The following is a 17,510-nucleotide window of genomic DNA, read 5'->3' as shown; positions in this document are numbered from 1 at the left end:
GTCAGGACGACGCCTCGATCGTGAACGCCACCCGCCCATCCCCGTGCGTGTCGACCACGCACTCCCGCCGTACCCCCTCGCACAGCAGGTGGACGCGGATCAGTGATCCGTCATCCGACAGGGACAGTTCGCAGCGTAGCGCACTGCCCTTTGTGACGGCGATGAAGGACGCCGACGAGACCGCTCTCACGCGTTCCGATGAGTCGACACCGACCCACCACGCCGGCGTTCTCTGCTCCAGTCGGGCGCTCGACCAGCCACGATGCGTCGATTCGTCACCGCGGACCCGCCAGGGGCGGATCGGGACGGTGGCCGCCGACGTGATGAACCCGACTGAGGTGTCTCCGCGCCGGAGACCGATCGTGGGCGAGTCGCGCGCGTCGTCGGGATCGATGTCGATCGCCGGGGCGAGCGGGAACGTCGACGTGACCGTGTGCAGCCCGGCACCGGTCACACGGTCGACGACGAGCACGCCCGGCAGCACGTCGTCGGGTGGGGTGATCACCCATCGCCGGTGGACGACCCCGTCGGGCCCGTCGTCGTACCCGTAGTGCTCGGCGTCGACGACCCCGGCGTCCAGGTCGACCGCGCGGACCCGGACCCGCGCATGGCGTGTCCACAGGAAGGGCCCACCCATGTCCGACTGATCCCGTCCGTCGACGGTGACGGTGGCGTGAGCTGCTGTGCCGCGCAGCACCTCTCGCCACGCCGGGTGTCCGTAGTAGCTGCCCGTGCCCGGGTCCTCGACGATCTCGCCGTCGTCGTCGGCGACGGTGATCGCGAGGGCGTCGGCGTGGCCGTGCGCCGCGATCGCGAGGTATCCCAGCGGCGCGACGTCGACGGTGACGCGGCGTCCCGGGCGTCGCAGGACGACGAGCCCGCCGTCGGGGAACCACACCGATCCGTCGACGCCGTGCACCGCGCTCGATGCGGCGGCATCGGGTGCCAGGCGTGCGCCGGCGATCGTGGCGGCCATCCACTCGCGTGCGGCGGTGGTGGGTGCGCCGGCAGGGGCGGCGCCGTCGTGGATGCCGGCGACGAGGTCGAGGTGGTGTGCGACGGTCCGCACCGGTTCGGCGCCCCATCGCAGGGCGACGCCCTCGTCGTCGTCGCCGATCCTGGGGGTGGGGGCACCCAGGTCGCGGAGGAACCCGGCACCCCGGTCGATCGTCGCGACCAGCGCGGACGGCACCTCACGCCCCCGATCGGCCAGCAGGCAGGCGACGACGACGAACAGTTCGGCGGTGAAGATCTGATAGCCGATCGCCTGCTCGGCGCCCACACCGTCCGGCAGGATCTGTCGGTCCGCCTCGGCGACGAGTCCGGCCACCGCGATGCGTTCCCAGTCCGCGGCACCGGGGAGGTCGGGGACGGTGAGTGCGGTGGCGGCGAGCCCGGCGAGCTCTCCGACGAGGTGGTTGTTGGCCGAGCTGAACCGCGACCGTCCGCGGACGCAGTAGCGCGCCGAGGCGTCCAGCAGCTGCGCGATCGGGGCGAACCGTTCCGCGGTGAGCTGCGGCGCCGTGGCGAGGCCGGCGACGGCGGTGACGACGGAGATCGCCCGGATCCCGGCCTCGAACGCGCCACGCCAAGCGATCCCGTGTCCGGGCGGGTTCGCCGCCGTCCAGGACTCGAGATCGTCGAGGACGGCGTCGGCGTAGCGGTCGTCGCCCGTGTACAGCCATGCCTGTGCAAGGACCGGCAGGTGCTGCAGACGGTTCAGTTCCCAGATCCACTTCACGTCACCGTCGACGGTCCGGTGGTCGATGCGATCGGCAGACAGGTCCGGCCAGCGCAGGTCCCGGATCGGGTCGTGCCCCCAGTCGATGGGGCGGGTGAGATGGGCTGTCGGATAGCCGAAGTACGTGAACCGGCCGGCCAGGGCGTCGTCCGCCGCGCCGACGACCTCGTCGACGATCTCGGGGTGGCGGGCGGCGATGTCGGCGGCACGCTGCGGGGTGAGGAGGGCCGCACCTCGGCCCGCCCGCAGCGCGTCGAGCGCCTGTCGCGCGGTCTGCTCGGTCCAGCCGGGCGGGAGGCCGCCCGCCGGCTCGCGGGCCACGACGCGACGGAGGCGTCCGGCGACCGTGCTGCGGACCCGCCAGGCGATCTCACGCGCCGACATGGTCGCCAGTCGGCGCCGGTACCAGGTGACCTTGTGCACGTCGGTGACACTAGCGTTCGCGATCCTCACCTCGGAGATGTCATCATCGATGTGGGGAAGAATCACGAGGGGGAAGCGATGGCACCGCGGGGGGCGGGCGTCGACGTCAAACACCGGTTGCGTCGCGCACATCCATATCGATCGATCGCACGTCGGCAGCTGGCGTGGGCGGAACAGGCGTCGCCGGAGGATCTCGCCCGACAGCGGGACCGACGGCTGCGCGCCCAGGTGCGCTGGGCGGCACGACGATCCCCGTTCTATCGGGAGTTGTTCGCCGAGCACGGGATCGACCCACGCGACATCCGCACCGCGGCAGACCTGACGCTCATCCCGACCACCGACCGTGTCGCCGTGACCGATCGACGCCGGGACTTCTGCGCGCTACCGGAGCGACTGATGTGGCCCGCGAGCACATCGGGGACTTCGGGGCGCCCGGTGACGGTGATGCGGACGCCGAACTCGTCGGTGTACGAGTTGTGCGCCCAGGAACGTCAGTGGCGGTGGTTCGGCATGGATTCCGACACACCACGGATCGTGCTGCGCGGCAGCGACTTCGCTGCCGACACCGACGGCGCGCCCGTGCGCCGACTGAACGGGAACCGACAACTGATGGTGTCGAGCTTCCACCTCACACCCGACCACCTCCCGGCAATCCTCGAGGCCGTCGACGAGTTCGGACCGCAGGCCGTCGAGGGCTGGCCGTCCAGCATCGCGGTGCTCGCCGGTCTGCTCGCCGACGCCGGACGCACCCTCCCGCTGCGCGGGATCATCACGTCGTCGGAGGTGATCGGCGGTCCCGCGCGCGCCCTGATGCGATCGGTGTTCGACGCGCCGATCGTGGACCACTACGGGCAGACCGAGCGGGTGGTCATGACGGGCAACTGCGAGCACGGGACCAACCACGTCTTCGACGACTACGGCGTCCTGGAGCTCCTCCCGGTGCCCGGCGTCGCCGACCGCTGGGAGATCGTCGGGACCGGGTTGCACAACCGTGGGTTCCCGCTGCTGCGCTACCGCACCGGCGATCAGGTCGGTCCCGCGACGGACACGCCGTGCCCGTGCGGGCGGCCCTTCGGTCGGATCGGTGAGATCGCCGGCCGGTCCGAGGACGTGTTCACCGCCGCCGACGGCCGCGCGCTCCCGGTCCCGTCCACCGTCGTCGACGACCTGGTGGGCGTCCGCGGGGTCCAGATCGTCCAACACCGCGCCGGCCGGTTCGAGGTCCGTGTCGTGCCCGGCGACGGGTGGGACCGTGACGTCACCGACCGTCAGGTGCAGCGCAACGTCGACCGGATGTTCGGTCCGGGGCAGCACGTGGACGTCACCGTGCTCGACGCGCTCCCCGCACCGACCGGCGGCAAGGTGAAGTCGGCCTACGTGGTCGGGGTCTGACTCCCGCGCACCACCTCGTGCATCAGCCTCTCGTAGCCACGGGCAGTCGACGCGATGTCGAAGTCCCGTTCTGCTCGGGCCCGTCCCGCGTCGCCGAGGCGGCGACGCAGCGCCGGGTCCGCGGCGAGCGCGATGAGGCGATCGGCCAGGACGTCGTGGGCGCCGACGGGCACCACGTGGCCTTCGACGCCGTCGGTCACGATGTCGGCGACGGACCCACAGTCGGTGGCCACCACCGGCACACCCGCGGCCATGGACTCGGCCAGCACCAACGGCACACCCTCGTGCACCGACGACAGGACCGAGACGTCCAGTCCCGGCAGCAGTTCGGGGACGTCGTCGCGCACCCCGAGGAACCGCACACGGGACGCGACACCGAGATCGACGGCGAGCGTGCGCAGTTCGTCCTCCCGCTCACCCGTGCCGACGACGAGCAGCACCGCGGTCGGTCGATCCGCGAGGACCTTGGCGAACGCGGCGAACGCCACCTCGTGCGCCTTCTGCGCCGACAACCGGGCGACGATGCCGACGGCCATGTGGTCGTCGGCGAGACCCAGTGCGGCCCGGGCACGGCCACGACGGTCCGCCGTCGGCGCGGGCGGCAGCGCGATCCCGTTGCCGATCACCACCTCCCGCGTCCGTGACCACGCGGTGGCGCCGACACCCTCCTCGCGTCGCAGGTAGGCGCCCTGCGCCGGCGACAGCAGGATCAGCGCACGGGACGCGGCCAGTGTCGCGACGGCCGACCGCGGCAGGACCCTGCGACCGACCGAGGTGAGGTCCATGTCGTGCGCGGCGACGACGCTCGGGATGCGTACCAGTGCCGCCGCGGCGCGCCCCACGGCCAGGGCGGCGCGATGGTGATGGGCGACGAGCACGACGTCGGTACCGGTCCGGCGCAGGTGGCGGGCGAGGTCGGTGACCCGTCGGGGATCGACGGCGTAGCGCCCGGCCACGACGTCGACCGGCACCCCGAGATCCCGGAATCGCGCCGCGAGCGGCCCCTCCTCGCGCAGACACACGATGCGGGGCACCAGCACGGACCGGTCGACGACAGCGCACAGGTCCAGCAACAACTTCTCGGCACCGCCGACGAACGTCAGGTCCATCACGACCGTCATCGTGATCGGCTCCGCTGCCGCCGGGGGCGCCGGATCCACGATGTCGCGCAGCGCGTCCTGGGTGCGCGACACCATCAGCGACAGGTCGAAGTGCTCGGCGGCACGGGCTCGTGCCGCCGCACCCATCTCCCGCGCCCGTGCGGGATCGACGAGAAGCGGTGTGGCCGCGGCGGCGAGCGCAGCGGGATCATGGATCGGCACGAGATGCCCGGTGACGCCGTCGTCGATGAGCTCACCGAGACCACCCACGTCCGTGCACACCGCGGGTAGCCCCGACGCCATCGCCTCGAGCAGCGCCATCGGCAGACACTCGACGGAGTCCGAGGACAGCACGAACAGGTCCATCGCCGCCAGCATCGCGGGCACGTCCGACCTCGCCCCGACGAAGGCCGTCCGGGATGCGATCCCGAGGTGCCGCGCGAGTGATTCCGCCCGCTCCCGCTCGGGGCCGTCGCCCACGACGAGCACCCGCAGGTCAGGGATGTCGCGGGCGATGCGGGCCGCGGCGTGCAGCAAGGTGGCGTGGTCCTTCTCGGGTCGCATCGCCGACACCGTGCCGATGACCGGGCCGGTCCCGTCGAGTCCGGGGAGAGTCACCGGTGTGCGCGGGGCGGCCGTCAGGTCCGTGAACGCGGCGACGTCGATCCCGTTGTGCACCACCACGACCTTGTCGCGCGGGTGACCGAGATCGTCGACGACGAACGGCACCTGGGCGTGCGCGACACACAGGTGCCGGTCGGTGCACCGTTCCAACAGACGGTCGGCGAGCCTCCGCACCGCCGGGCGGTCGTCCTCCGTCGCCACGTGATGGATCCACGTCGCGCGATGGGGCACTCCCGCGATCAGCGCTGCGGCGCGCCCCAGCATGTCGGCGTTGTACCCCCGCGTCAGGACGACGTCGGGACGCTCGGTGCGCATGTGGCGTACGAGGTCTCGCAGGGCACGGACCGCGTCACGCCGGGTGCGGCGCAGGGCCACGGCGGGCACGCCGGCCTCCACCAGGTCGGCGAAGAGTTCTCCGGGCTCGCCGATGCAGACCACCGAGGGCGAGAACCGTTCGCGGTCGAGTGCGGGCATCAGGGTGGCGACGTGCCGTTCCGCACCGCCGATTCGGAGGTCGGGCACCACGTGCATGACCCGCAGCGGCCGGTCCGGCGGCTCGACCGCCGAGCCGGTGATCTCGCGGTACAGATCGTCGACGCGGCGCCACACGACGTCGACGTCGAACTCCTCCCGGAACCGCCGGTGCGCGGACGCGGCAAGTCGTCGGCGCAGGTCGTCGTCGTGGATCACCGAGGTCAGGGCGTCGGTGATCCCTGCGACGTCGCCGGGTTCGACGAGGACGGCGCAGTCCTCGTCGAGGATGTCGGGAACGCCGCCGACCGGGCTCGCGACGATGCAGAGCCCGGCGGCCATCGCCTCGAGGACGGCCATCGGCTGCCCCTCGTCGTGCGACGGCAGCGCGAGCACATCGGACCGGTCGAGCAGTGTGGCGACCGTCTCGGAGTCGACCCACCCGACGATCTCCACCGAGTCGTCGACGGCGAGTTCGTGGACCAACGCCCGGGCCGCATCGACGGCGCCGTCACCCGCGACGGTCAGGTGCGCGGTGTCGCCGACGTCTGCCGCCGCCCAGGCGCGCAGGAGGTCGAACGTGCCCTTCCGGTCACCCACCCGGCCGAGGAAGAGCACCTGCACCGGTCGGGCGTCGTCGCGATCGGAGGATGGTGCTGCCGTCTCCGGCGCGCGAACCGCGTTGGGCACCACGACGACCCGGGCGTCGGGGGCGATCTCCGACAGGCGCCTGGCCCACCCCGGGCCGAGCGCGATCACGGCGGCCGCCGTGGTGAGCGTGTGCACCACCACGGACCGCAGCGGTCGCGGGAGCCGGGCGGTGAAGAGGTGGAACTCGGCGCCGTGGACGTGCAGGACGACCGGGACACCGGCGGCGCGGGCGAGGGCCGCGAGCACCGCCTTGCGGACGAAGCTGCCGTAGGAGGCGGTGTGCAGGTGCACCACCGCCGGGCGCCGGACGATCAGCTCCGCGACGAATCGCGCTGTGCCCACGAGGAATGTGAGCACCTTCACGGCGGCGGGGCCGTCGCGGTGGGTGCTGACATGCCTGATGGACCACGACTCCGCCAGCGGTGTCGAGAACACCGCGGACACCGTCGAGGCCACTCCGCCCCTGGTCGTACGACTCGTGGACGCCCACAGGACCCGTGGCCGGGTCGGGCGTCGGCCGCCATCGTGTCGGCGCACCACATCTCCCCCTCGATCAACGCTGCGCGTGGTCGTCCTCCCCGACGACCTGCCCCCGTTGTGGCGGGCGGCGAACAGCCGTGTCATCCTATACCGCGGGGAGGAAGTCTCGACGTGTCTGTTGACGATTGCAGCGCATCGCGAGTTCTCGACAGGGATCCGGCATCGGGGGATGCGGGACACAGCGGGTCGACAGAGATCCGCATCCTGATCGAGAACAGCGAGTACTGGCTGCGTAACAACGGTGATCTGGCCATGCTGGCCGTCACCATCCGCCGGCTGCGGGAGCGCTGGCCGACCGCGCGGATCGGTGTGCTGACCGATTCGCCCGTTCTGCTCCGGGCCTATTTCCCTGACGCCGAGGGCATCACGGTGTTCGACGAGGACCCGTGGGCCCCGCCGACCCCCGTCCAGGAACTCGCCGCGCGCGTCGGCCCTGCAGTGGTCGGGCCGGGCGTCATGGCGTGGTTGCGCACGCGGAGCTTCGTGCCGCAGAAGGCGCGTGGCGCCCGACGGCGGTTGCGCAGCCTCGTCACCGGGACGGTCGCGCCGCCCATCACGCCCCGCGCGAAGCCGCACATCGGTTCCCACCGGGCGGTCCGGGAGTCGACGATGCTGGTCGTCCTCGGCGGCGGTTACATCACCGATGCCGATGCGGCGCAATGCCGTCGGGTCTTCTCGTTGATCCGCCACGCCGGGGACAGCGGTGTGCCCGTGGCGATGGTCGGACAGGGGCTGGGCCCTCTCGACGACCCGACGCTGCTCGCGCTGGGCCGTGAGGCGATGCGGTCGGTCGAGATCGTCGCGCTGCGGGAGCGCCGCCGTGGACCGCTCGTCGCCGACCGCCTCGGGGTCGCCCCCGAGCGCGTCCGGGTCACCGGCGACGACGCGATCGAGCTCGCCTACGGGGTCATCCCGAACACCGAGAGTGGCACCGGCGGAGGGACTCTCGGTGCCGGGATCGGGTTCTGTCTCCGGGTCGCGGGCTACGCACCCGTCGACGAGGACGCGCGCCACACCGTGGGCCTGGCTGTGCGCACCGCCGCCCAGCGGCTGCAGGCACCGTTGCTGCCCCTGATCATCGCGGAGTACCGCGACCAGGATCGCCGCTCCACCCTGCCGTTGGTCGCCGGTGCCAACCACGTCGTCCCGCCACTGCCGCGGTACGTGGACCCGGCTGCGGTCGCGGGTCGCGTCTCGCAGTGCCGGGTCCTGGTGACGGGTGCGTACCACCTCGCGGTGTTCGCCCTCTCGCAGGGCATCCCGGTCGTCGCGCTGACCTCGTCGGAGTACTACGACGACAAGTTCCTCGGTCTCGGGGACATGTTCGGGGACGGTCTGACGATGATCGCCCTCGACGACCCCGCGCTCGCCTCGCGCCTGTCGACGGCCATCGCCGACGCGTGGACGCAGGCGCCCACCGTCCGCGCACGCCTTCGGGAAGCCGCCCGCGAGCAGATCGCCCTGAGCCGTGCGGTGTTCGACGACGTCTTCGCACTCGTCGAGCCCGAGACGACGTCCGACGCCCGATGAGCTCGGCCACCGGCCTGGAGCCCGACGACGACGCCGTCGTCGCGGGGCCGTCGCTGCGGGGGCGGATCGGCCGTGTCGCGGCGGCATCGGCGATCGCGCTGGTGTTCGGCGAGGTCCTGACGCTGGTCCAGACGATCGCGCTGGCACGGTTGCTCACACCCGCCGAGGTCGGGATCTTCGTCTCCGGCACGGTCATCACGAGCTTCCTCGGGGAGTTCGTCGAGGGTGGACTGCGCGCGGGCCTCGTCCAGCGAGGCGGGGACATCACCGACGCCGCCGAGACGGTCTTCTGGGCCACCCTCGGGGGCGGAGTCGTGATGTCGCTCGGTGCGCTCGCCGCGGCACCCGTGGTCGGCATCGTGTTCGACAGTTCCACGGCCGCCATGATCGCCGCCATCACCTCGGGCACACTCGTGATCTTCTCCGTCACCAACGTCCCGGAGTCGATGCTGCAGCGCGCGTTCAGCGTTCGGCGCCGGCTCGTCGTCGGGCCGTCGGTGGCCGTTGCCTACGCCGTGGTCGCGGTGTCCCTGGCGGCGGCGGGTCTCGGCGTGTGGAGTCTCGTCGTCGGCATGTACGCCTCGTTCATCACGTGGGCGATCACCATCTGGCTCATCACCGACTGGCGGCCGGGCCGGGGCAAGGCCTCTCGCACGCTCTGGCGTGAGCTCGCCCGCTACGGGTTGCCGCTGGTGCTCGGCGGGATCGGCGCCCGCGTGCAGAACGCGATGGAGACCGTCGTCGTCGGACGCGGGCTCACCCAGTCCGCACTGGGCAACTTTCGCTACGGCCAGCGCATCTCACAGATGCCCGTCCGCGCCATCATCGAGATCGGCGCGGTGTCCCTGTTCCCCGCCTTCTCGCAGATGGCCGGGGACCGGATGCGGTTGCGTGCCGCGTACCTCCGCGCATTGCGGTGGGTGATCGTCGGTGCCGCCGCGCTCTCCGGGCTGATGGTGGCTCTGGGTTCCCCCGCGGTCACCGTCGTCTTCGGCGAGCCGTGGCACCCCGCCGGTGTGGCGGTCAGCCTCATGGCGGGACTCGGCGTCGGGAAGGCCCTGATCAGTGTGGGTGAGGAGGTCATCAAGGCCTGCGACCGCACGGCGCTGCTGAACTGGTACACCGCCGCGGAGGTGCTGCTCGGCATCGGCACCCTCGTGCTGCTGGTGTCCGCGTTCGAACTCGACGGTGCTGCACTCTCGCTGTCGATCACCGCGGTGGTCGTCGGCCTCGTGGTGACCGGACTGGCCATCCCGCTCGTCGAGGTGGGCTGGGGTGACGTCGCCCGCGCGGTGCTGCCGCCGGTGCCGGCCGCGGTCATCGCGACCGTCGTCACGTGGGTGCTCGACCGCCACGTGCTCACCAGTGCCGACCGCGCGCTGCTCCCCGCACTCGGGTGTCTCGTGGTCGCGGGCCTGGTCTTCGGTGTGGTGTACCTGATCGCGCTGGCCGTGACGGCACCGTCGTCGGCTCGCAGCCTGCTCCGGGCAGCGACGATGGTCGCGTCGCGCCTGACGCAGCGGCGCACAGGGGCGGACGTCGACATGCTCTCGGGGGACGGAGACGGCGGTGCCTTTCCGGACTGACCGACCGCGCAGGCCCGAGTCCTCGACCCGTCACGCCGGGTCGGGCGGGCCCGTGGTGCTCGGCCCGGTCATGCTCGGCGACCGCCGGGTGCGGCTACGTCCTCCTGTTCTCGACGACCACGGACGCTGGCGCGAGGTACGCCTCCGGGACCAGTCGCTGATCGAACCCTTCTGGGTGAGGAACGACCACTCCTGGCCGGACCGCCACCGCCGCAACGAGTGGGTCCGCGAGGTCCTCGCCGCGCGCGCCGCCGCGCTACGGGGTCGCTCGCTGCCCTGCGCCATCGAGGTCGACGGGGAGTTCGCCGGGCAGTGCATCCTGACCGCGATCGATCACGCCACCGGCACAGCCGAACTCGGCGTCTGGATCGACTCCGCACTCGCCCGCAGCGGTGTCGCGACCCTCGCCGTCGGCCTCATCGCCGACCATGCGTTCGGTGCGATGGGCCTCCGCCGGATCGTCGCACCGACCGCCGCCGACAACCTCGCCGCCGCCCGCGCATCGGAGCGGGCGGGTTTCCGCCGCGAGGCGACGCTGCCCGGCTGGGCACCCACCGGCGCCGACGACATCGTCGCCCACGACCTCTGGGTCCTCGACCGGGACCATCTCCCGACCGGCGGTCTCACTACCGTCGCGATCCGCCGCGTGGATCCGGGCGCGCCCGCTGTCGACGTGGCCACGCTGACCCGACCGGCCCGTCACGGTCGGGAACGACCGCGCAGCCTCGCGGACGCCACCTCGATGACACGCTTCGCGCTCGGCGGGCTGCGCCGTCGGCTGCGGCGGATGATGCCCGCGCCGGTCCCCGCCGGGATCGGCGTGACCGGCACCGACCTCCGCCTCCGCCGTCGGGGGGTGGCGACGGCCATGTCCCCGGGACGCCGCAGCCACGCCTTCGACGACATCTGCACCCCGATGCGCGACTGCGCCTGGTTCGACACGGACGAGGCCGACGTGGCCTACGACATCGTCGCCGACCACCGCGCGGTGGGCCGCATCGCGCTGGTCGGGATGAACCGCAGCCTGGGCTTCGCCGAGCTGTTCGTCACCCGTGACCCGCGGGCGTCGGCGACGACCGACGCAGCCATGGCCGCCGCGGTCGGCGAGATCGTCGACGTGGCGACGAACCTGCTGCGACTCGAACGGATCACGACGATCACCGATCCCGACGACGAGCACGCGAACCGGATCGCCGACGCCGCGGGATTCCGCGACGAGGGCCGCATCGACGGCGCCGCCTACGGGCGGCCCGCCGGGGTCGTGAACCTATGGGGTGTCAGCGCGACGAGGACAGGAGCCGCGACGGCGTGAGCTCGGAGTCCCCGGTGACCAGCACCGCGGCGAACGGGTCGATCTCCGACTGACGCAACAGGTCTGCGGCGCGGCGACCGCGGGTCGGGCTGAGGACGCCCGACTCGACGGCGATCAGCGTGCGGTCCGCGGTGGAGCACAGCAACTGCGCCTCCGCGGCGGTGTCGACCGGAGCGCACTCCACCACCGTCACGTCGAACCGCTTGCGCAGCAGCCCGATCAGTTCGGTCACGTTCTGACGGTTCATCACGTCGTAGGGATCGACGGACTCCTCACCACCGGCGCCGAGGACGGTGACCGACGCCCCCAGGCGATCGGCGGGGTGGAGAGCATCGTCGAGCCGGTGGGCGTCGACGGTGTCACCGTCGGTGGTGCGCAACACGTCGACCATGCCGATCCCGGCGAAGTCCCCGTCGCGCACGGTACGGACGAGCGCGACGTCGACCCCCTGCGCCGAACGGATACGGGCGAGTTCCTCCGCGACGAAGGACGAACCCGTGCGACCCCCCACCCCGACGACGGCCACCACCGACGGCACCGGCAGATCGTCGAAGGAGAGGGCGTTGACCACGTGGCGCATCTGCAGCCGGCGGTCCGAACCGCCGTCACCCGACGCGTCGAAGGTCCGCACGCCCATCACCTCTCGCACCTGGTCCGGCCGCCGCAGACGGGGGGCCCAGCCACCGATCAGCCAGGCAATGACGGCACCGAGGAGGAGACCCACCACGACCGCGACGGACACGGTGGCCGCCACCGCCGGACGGTCGGCGGTCGCCGCACTGGCCGAGGTGAGGTCCTGGAGTCGTCCACTCGTGTCGCTATTCAGCTCGTCGATCGACTGCGACAGCTGGACCCGCTCCTGCGGCAACACCTGATCACCCCGCGCCTGCCTCTCCGCGAACGGCTTCTGCAGGGCGTCGATCGCGGACTGCCGGGTGCGCTGCACACCCTGGTTGATGCTGTCGCGGAACGCGTTCGCCATCGCCTCGGCCGCCGCGGGGACCGTCGACGCGTCTGGACCGGTCGCCACGATGAACATGATCGGGCCGGTCGCGACGGGCTGCGCGGTGAAGGTCACGTCGGCGGGGACACGAGCGGCCGCCCGCAACGCCTGCTGGTTGGCGCCGTTGTCGAAGAAGTCGACATAACTCTGGATCAACACCGCGTCCTGCTCCGGGGCACGGTTGGCCGAGTACGTCGTCAGGGCCGCCTTGCTGGTGTAGTCGGTGTCGCGGCCGGTGGTCATCAGGACGGCGACGACGACGGCGACCACCACGGCGGCGACGACGACCCACCACCGGTGCAGGATGCGATCTCGGACCTCGGTCATGCGGGAACCTCCTCCCGGGACGGCGTGGCCGTGACCTCGGGTAGTGACGGATGGCGTGGGCGTCGTTGGCGCTCGGCGGCGCCGACGGCGAGCCCGACGAGCAACAGGGTGGCGACCACGGGCAGGTCGAACAGTCGGAGATCGACCGACGTCCCGGCGGTGACCATGACGAGCAGTCCGAGGATCGCGGTCACCACGACGGCGCGACGCGTGCGGTCGCTGTCGGTGAGGGCGTCGGACGGAACCGCTCGATAGGCGATCACCAGATGCACGATCAGGCCGGCCAGGACGGCCAGCCAGAGGACCAGGCCGACGATCCCGAGATCCGACAGGATGCCGAGTTCGTTGAAGTGCGGGGCGATCCCGAGACCACGGTCGAACGGCGTGCTGGGGGTCCACTGCTGGTGGTGCAGCGTGTTCAGCGAGATGAACCGACCCAGACCCCACCCGAAGACGGGCTTCTCCTGGAACCCCCAGAAGCTCGTCGCGGCGGTGTTGAGGCGGTCGAGCACCTCGCTGGTCGACCCGACCCCGCCCTTGGCGCGGTCGGAGCTGGTGAACGTCGACCAGTTCGCCACCACCGCTGCTGCCCCGAGCGCGCCGATGAGGACGAAACCCGTACGGTACCCGCGGGCGATGACCGCCGCCACGACCAGCACCAGGACGAGAGCGAGGTAGATGATCCGTGTGTGCGTGAGGAACACGGCGTAGACCGACGTCGCCGCGACGACGCCGGCGATCACCCGCGCGGCCCGCCCACTCTCCGGCCGCGACGCGAGATACATGGCGCAGATGAAGCCGAGCAGGATGATGATCCCGTTCACGACAGGCTGATTGGGGACGCCGTTCGCACGTCCGACCCAGTTCGGATCCGAGACGATGTAGCGCGGCCAGACCAGACCCGGCGCATGGAACTGCCCGATGCTGACCAGCGTCGAGTAGGCACCGATCGCCACCATGAACCACATCACGACGCGGGCGCGACGCGCGTCGTTACCGATGGTGCGTCCCACGAAGTACAGGGCGAACGGCATCGCGGTCGACGACAGGATCATGCGGAACAGGTTGATGGGCTCCGCCGTCGGGATGAACGCGCCGGCGCCGTACTCGTGCGGCAACACCGTCGAGACGACGTTGTAGCCGAGGTAGATCGCCATCACCAGCTCGACCACTCCGGGTCGCGGCAGACGTTCCCGGTTCGCCCATCCCCAGATGGCGGTCGACAGCAGCAGCCCGACGAACGCCGGCAGGAACGGGTCGACCGGGAGGATGCGCGGGAGCGCCAACCGCAGGAAGAGCGCGAACAGGAAGTATCCCAGGGCGACCAACGGATGACGCAGGCCGAGCCACACGGCGACCACCGCGACGAGCAGTGCGATCGGCGCTCCGACGACGGCAATCACCGATCCCCGCGAGACGCCGGCGGCCACGATCGCGACGGCGACCGCGGCGGCGCCGGTCGCGAGCAGCACGCGCCTACCCGGGAGCAGTGTGGTGACCGCCCCCTCGAACCGCGAGGTCATCAGCGAGTGGTGTCGCGACGCTCGACGGACCCCTCGACCACGCGCCCACCGGACACGGCGTGCGGCGAGGTGACGTTCTGCGACACGGCGTTCTGCGACACGACATTCGGGGGCACCGCGTTCGGCGACGGCGGGACGGGCGGCGGCACGTCGACACCTGCGGCACGCTGCTGCAGCCACCGCTGCTGCTCGACGCGGTACCGGGCCCACTGGTCCTCCAGCCACCGCTCCTGCGCGAGGCGGTACTGCGCCCACTGCTCCTGCGCGAACTGCTCGCGGGCGACCTGCTGCTGCAGCGCCAACTCACGCTCGAGCTGCTCACGCGCCTGTCGCTCCACCTCGAGGCGACGCTCGATCTCGCGACGCTCCTCCTCGAGGCGCTCGGCCGCCAGGCGCTCGGCCTTCAGGCGTTCCGCGACAGCACGTTCCACCGCGGCGCGCTCGTCGCGCTCCCGCTGCTCCTGCGCCAGCCGGCGCCGTGCGGCCTCCGCGCGCGCCACACGCTCCCGCTCGAGGTGCGCAGCGCGCGCCCGCTCGATCCGCTCGAGCTGCTGGCGCTCGGCACGCTCACGGGCGATCCGCTCCCGCTCGAGGCGATCGACGCGTTCCCGCTCCAGGCGCTCCCGCTCCTTGCGATCGGCCTCCTCGCGGGCGGCCTGCTCGCGCGCCCACTGCTGGCGTGCCAATCGTTCCTGCACTGCCTGTCGACGGGCGAGTTCCTCCTGCGCGCGACGCTCACGGTCACGGCGCTCGCGGGCCTCCTGATCACGCACCCACTGCTGCCGGGCCCGCTGCTCGGCCTCCCAGCGCTCACGCAGCGCCTGCTCGCGCAGGAACTCGTCGTGCGCGGCGCGTTGCGCGGCAGCGTGCCGCTCGAAGGCGAACGGATCACCCTGTGCGGGTGTCGGTGTCGCCGGCATCGCCGCGAACTGGTCTGTGGGCGCGCCGGACTCGACGACGCCCGCGTCGAGACCTGTGGTGTCCGGACCGGTGGTGTCGGCCCCGGGTTCGGTGATCACGACGACCTCCTCGATGACATCAGGTTCCTCGACGACGTCCGCCTCCGGCTCGGGCTCGGGCTCGGGCTCGACCTCGACTTCAGGCTCGGCAACCGCCTCCGGCTCGGCCTCGGGCTCGGGTTCGACAACTGCCTCCGGCTCCGGCTCGACCTCGGGTTCGACGACCTCGGGCTCGACGACGTCGGTCGGTTCGACCTCGACCTCGACCTCGGGCTCAGGCGCTGCCGGGTGCTCGTTCTTGATCACCGGCGAGCGCAGCGGCCGGTAGGGCAGGAACTCCTCCGACTCCTCGTCCACCGGCGGCGGCACCGGCGCCGACACCCGCGGTGCGACGACAGGACGCGCGAGTGGAGTCCGTCGAGCCGCGGCCATCTCACCCAGCCGCAGTCGGTTGGCCTTCTGCAGTGCGCGGCCGAGCCGCTTCTCCAGCGGACGACGAGCGGGTGTCACCTCGGTTCGCGCAGCCATCGGACGGACGGCCGGAACCGACGTGGCGACGACCTCGGCGCTCGCCGGGATCTCCTCGGCGGGTGCGTCCTGGTCGGTCTCCGGCACCACGTCGGCATCGTCGACGACCTCGTCGTCGTCGGCCGACTGACTGTCGGAGTCGGCGGTGCCGACCGTGGCCGTCACGGGCTGGACCGACTCGGTTTCCCACGGTTCGGGCTCGGACATGTCGACGTCGGCCGCTTCGAGCTCGACCGGTGCCGCCCCGGGGGCCGCGGGCGACGCGGCCTCGATGGCGCCGACGGTCTCGGCCTCGACGGCCTCCGACGCCTCGACGGCGGGAGGCTCGTCCTGCTCCACCGTCGTCAGCAGCGCCTTGACCGGACTCGCCGGCAGCGGCGGCGCCGCGACCGGTGGAGCCGCCATCACGACGACGGGACCGATCGGGGCCTTGACCTCGGCGAGCAGCCGATAGGTCTCCGACACCTCGGCGACGGTCGCGGTGAGCGGGTCGACCACGGTGACCACGACGTCGGTCTGGGCGCAGATGATCTGCGCCTCCGGCGATTCGAGCACGATCGGCGACTCGATCACCACGACCTCGGCGTGCTTGCGCGCGGCATCGAGGAACTTCGCGACCCGCGACCGGGTGACCACGCCGATCGGGTCGAGGACGCGATTGCCCGGCTCCATCACACAGACGCCGTCGACGGCGGCTGTGGTCAGCTCGTGGAGATCACGGTCGGGATCGACGAGCACGTCGACGAAACCCGGTCGCGCCGACGGGCCGACCGGACGGCGGGTGTCGGTGCGGACGAGCAACGACGGCACCTCCGAGGTGCCGAGTGCACTCGCCATCGATCCGGCGAGCTGCCGCGCGGCCGCGGATGCGCCCGACTGCGCGGCGATCACGGCGATCACCTGCGGGCGGGTCTCGGACCCGGAGACCAGTCGGTTGGCGAGGTGGCGGAGATCGGCGGTGCGCGCCGAGCCACCGGCGTCGTCGGGATCGGCGACCGTCAGTGCCGTCGTGAAGGCGGTCTTGTCGGTCACGTCGAAACCGGTGCGCACGCGCCGTGAGGCGATGTCGACGCCGAGGGCGACGAGGAGGCCGACGACGAGACCGCCGCCGAGCGCGGTCAGCAGGGTGGTCGTCCGCTGCGGCGACGACGCCGTGACCGCGGAGTCGAGGCCGACCGAGTTGATCATCCCGTTGGTGTTCGCGTTGATCGTGTTGATCTGGTCCTGCAGCCCCGCGCGCTCGTCGCCGGGGACGTCGAGCCGCTGCGCGTAGCGCTGCTCGAACGGCGCCTCGACCGAGTTGATGGTCTGGCGCTTCGCGTCCTCGAGGGCACCGTTGATCTCGGTGCGGAAGGTCGATGCGAGCGCCGACGCGGCCGAGCGGGCCGCCTCGGGCGACGACGCGGTGGCGTCGATGTAGAAGATGCTGCCGACGGTGGCCGGCTCCGCGACACTCGTGACGCCGGACGGCACCTTCGCCTTGCGCACCAGGGCGTCCTGGAACGAGGCGTCGTTGAAGAGATAGATGTATGCGAGCGCCAGCGCGTACGGACTGTTCTCCGATGTCGGCGAGCTGGCGGACAGCGCGGCTTTGGCCGAGTACGTGGTGCGGTCACCGATCCCGGCGACGAACGCTCCGACCAGCGTCACCAGTGTGACGGCCACCACCACATACCAGCGGCGGCGGACACGCAGCAGCTGGTTCACGAAATAATTCAAGGCCCCCCCTTGACGAACGTGTGCGACGGTGAATCACCGCCCGCGCCAACAGTTCCCAGGCCGTTGACGCGCGCACGACAG

Annotated in this window: 9 protein-coding genes; 4 read left to right on the top strand and 5 right to left on the bottom strand. The window is 71.7% G+C overall.

Annotated elements, in window-relative coordinates:
- Position 1: 1 nt before the first annotated feature.
- Positions 2-2,164 carry a heparinase II/III domain-containing protein gene (locus tag LX14_RS09565; protein ID WP_253646982.1) on the bottom strand — a complete coding sequence of 721 codons (2,163 nt, stop codon included), beginning with the start codon at positions 2,162-2,164 and terminating at the stop codon, positions 2-4.
- Positions 2,165-2,242: 78 nt separating this feature from the next.
- On the opposite strand from LX14_RS09565, the gene LX14_RS09560 reads away from it, so the two are divergent.
- Positions 2,243-3,556 (top strand): phenylacetate--CoA ligase family protein, encoded by a 1,314-nt coding sequence (locus tag LX14_RS09560; protein WP_253646981.1) that lies wholly within the window; start codon positions 2,243-2,245, stop codon positions 3,554-3,556.
- Here the strand turns inward: LX14_RS09560 and LX14_RS09555 are convergent.
- On the bottom strand, positions 3,538-6,837 hold the full coding sequence (locus LX14_RS09555; RefSeq protein WP_253646980.1) for a glycosyltransferase family 4 protein: 3,300 nt from the start codon (positions 6,835-6,837) through the stop codon (positions 3,538-3,540). The genes LX14_RS09560 and LX14_RS09555 overlap by 19 nt on opposite strands.
- Before the next feature lie 216 nt (positions 6,838-7,053).
- On the opposite strand from LX14_RS09555, the gene LX14_RS09550 reads away from it, so the two are divergent.
- From LX14_RS09550 to LX14_RS09540, 3 genes are read left to right on the top strand one after another with little or no spacing between them, the layout of a single operon-like run.
- Positions 7,054-8,472 (top strand): polysaccharide pyruvyl transferase family protein, encoded by a 1,419-nt coding sequence (locus LX14_RS09550; protein WP_253646979.1) that lies wholly within the window; start codon positions 7,054-7,056, stop codon positions 8,470-8,472.
- The gene (locus LX14_RS09545) at positions 8,469-10,058 is read left to right on the top strand and encodes an oligosaccharide flippase family protein (RefSeq protein WP_253646978.1); all 1,590 of its coding nucleotides are present in this window, start codon (positions 8,469-8,471) and stop codon (positions 10,056-10,058) included. The genes LX14_RS09550 and LX14_RS09545 overlap by 4 nt, the downstream gene beginning before the upstream one ends.
- Positions 10,042-11,370, top strand: coding sequence for a GNAT family N-acetyltransferase (locus LX14_RS09540; protein ID WP_253646977.1), 1,329 nt, complete (start codon positions 10,042-10,044; stop codon positions 11,368-11,370). The genes LX14_RS09545 and LX14_RS09540 overlap by 17 nt, the downstream gene beginning before the upstream one ends.
- Here LX14_RS09540 and LX14_RS09535 read toward each other — a convergent pair.
- From LX14_RS09535 to LX14_RS09525, 3 genes are read right to left on the bottom strand one after another with little or no spacing between them, the layout of a single operon-like run.
- Positions 11,336-12,700 (bottom strand): P-loop NTPase family protein, encoded by a 1,365-nt coding sequence (locus LX14_RS09535; protein ID WP_253646976.1) that lies wholly within the window; start codon positions 12,698-12,700, stop codon positions 11,336-11,338. The two genes, LX14_RS09540 and LX14_RS09535, sit on opposite strands and share 35 nt — an antisense overlap.
- The gene (locus tag LX14_RS09530; protein WP_253646975.1) at positions 12,697-14,223 is read right to left on the bottom strand and encodes an O-antigen ligase family protein; all 1,527 of its coding nucleotides are present in this window, start codon (positions 14,221-14,223) and stop codon (positions 12,697-12,699) included. Before LX14_RS09530 ends, LX14_RS09535 begins: the two co-directional genes overlap by 4 nt.
- Positions 14,223-17,417: an SMC family protein gene (locus LX14_RS09525; protein ID WP_253646974.1), complete on the bottom strand. Its 3,195-nt coding sequence runs from the start codon at positions 17,415-17,417 to the stop codon at positions 14,223-14,225. Before LX14_RS09525 ends, LX14_RS09530 begins: the two co-directional genes overlap by 1 nt.
- Positions 17,418-17,510 lie beyond the last annotated feature (93 nt).

Source organism: Williamsia deligens, assembly GCF_024171765.1.
Classification (GTDB): Bacteria; Actinomycetota; Actinomycetes; order Mycobacteriales; family Mycobacteriaceae; genus Williamsia_A; species Williamsia_A deligens.
Note: the sequence above shows the minus strand (reverse complement) of the source record. Positions and strands in the feature narration are given on the sequence as shown.

Excerpts from the sequence above, each read along its gene's own strand:
- LX14_RS09530 (WP_253646975.1), bottom strand. The coding sequence starts at position 14,223 with ATGACCTCGCGGTTCGAGGGGGCGGTCACCACACTGCTCCCGGGTAGG.
- LX14_RS09535 (WP_253646976.1), bottom strand. The coding sequence starts at position 12,700 with ATGACCGAGGTCCGAGATCGCATCCTGCACCGGTGGTGGGTCGTCGTC.
- LX14_RS09545 (WP_253646978.1), top strand. The coding sequence starts at position 8,469 with ATGAGCTCGGCCACCGGCCTGGAGCCCGACGACGACGCCGTCGTCGCG.
- LX14_RS09560 (WP_253646981.1), top strand. The coding sequence starts at position 2,243 with ATGGCACCGCGGGGGGCGGGCGTCGACGTCAAACACCGGTTGCGTCGC.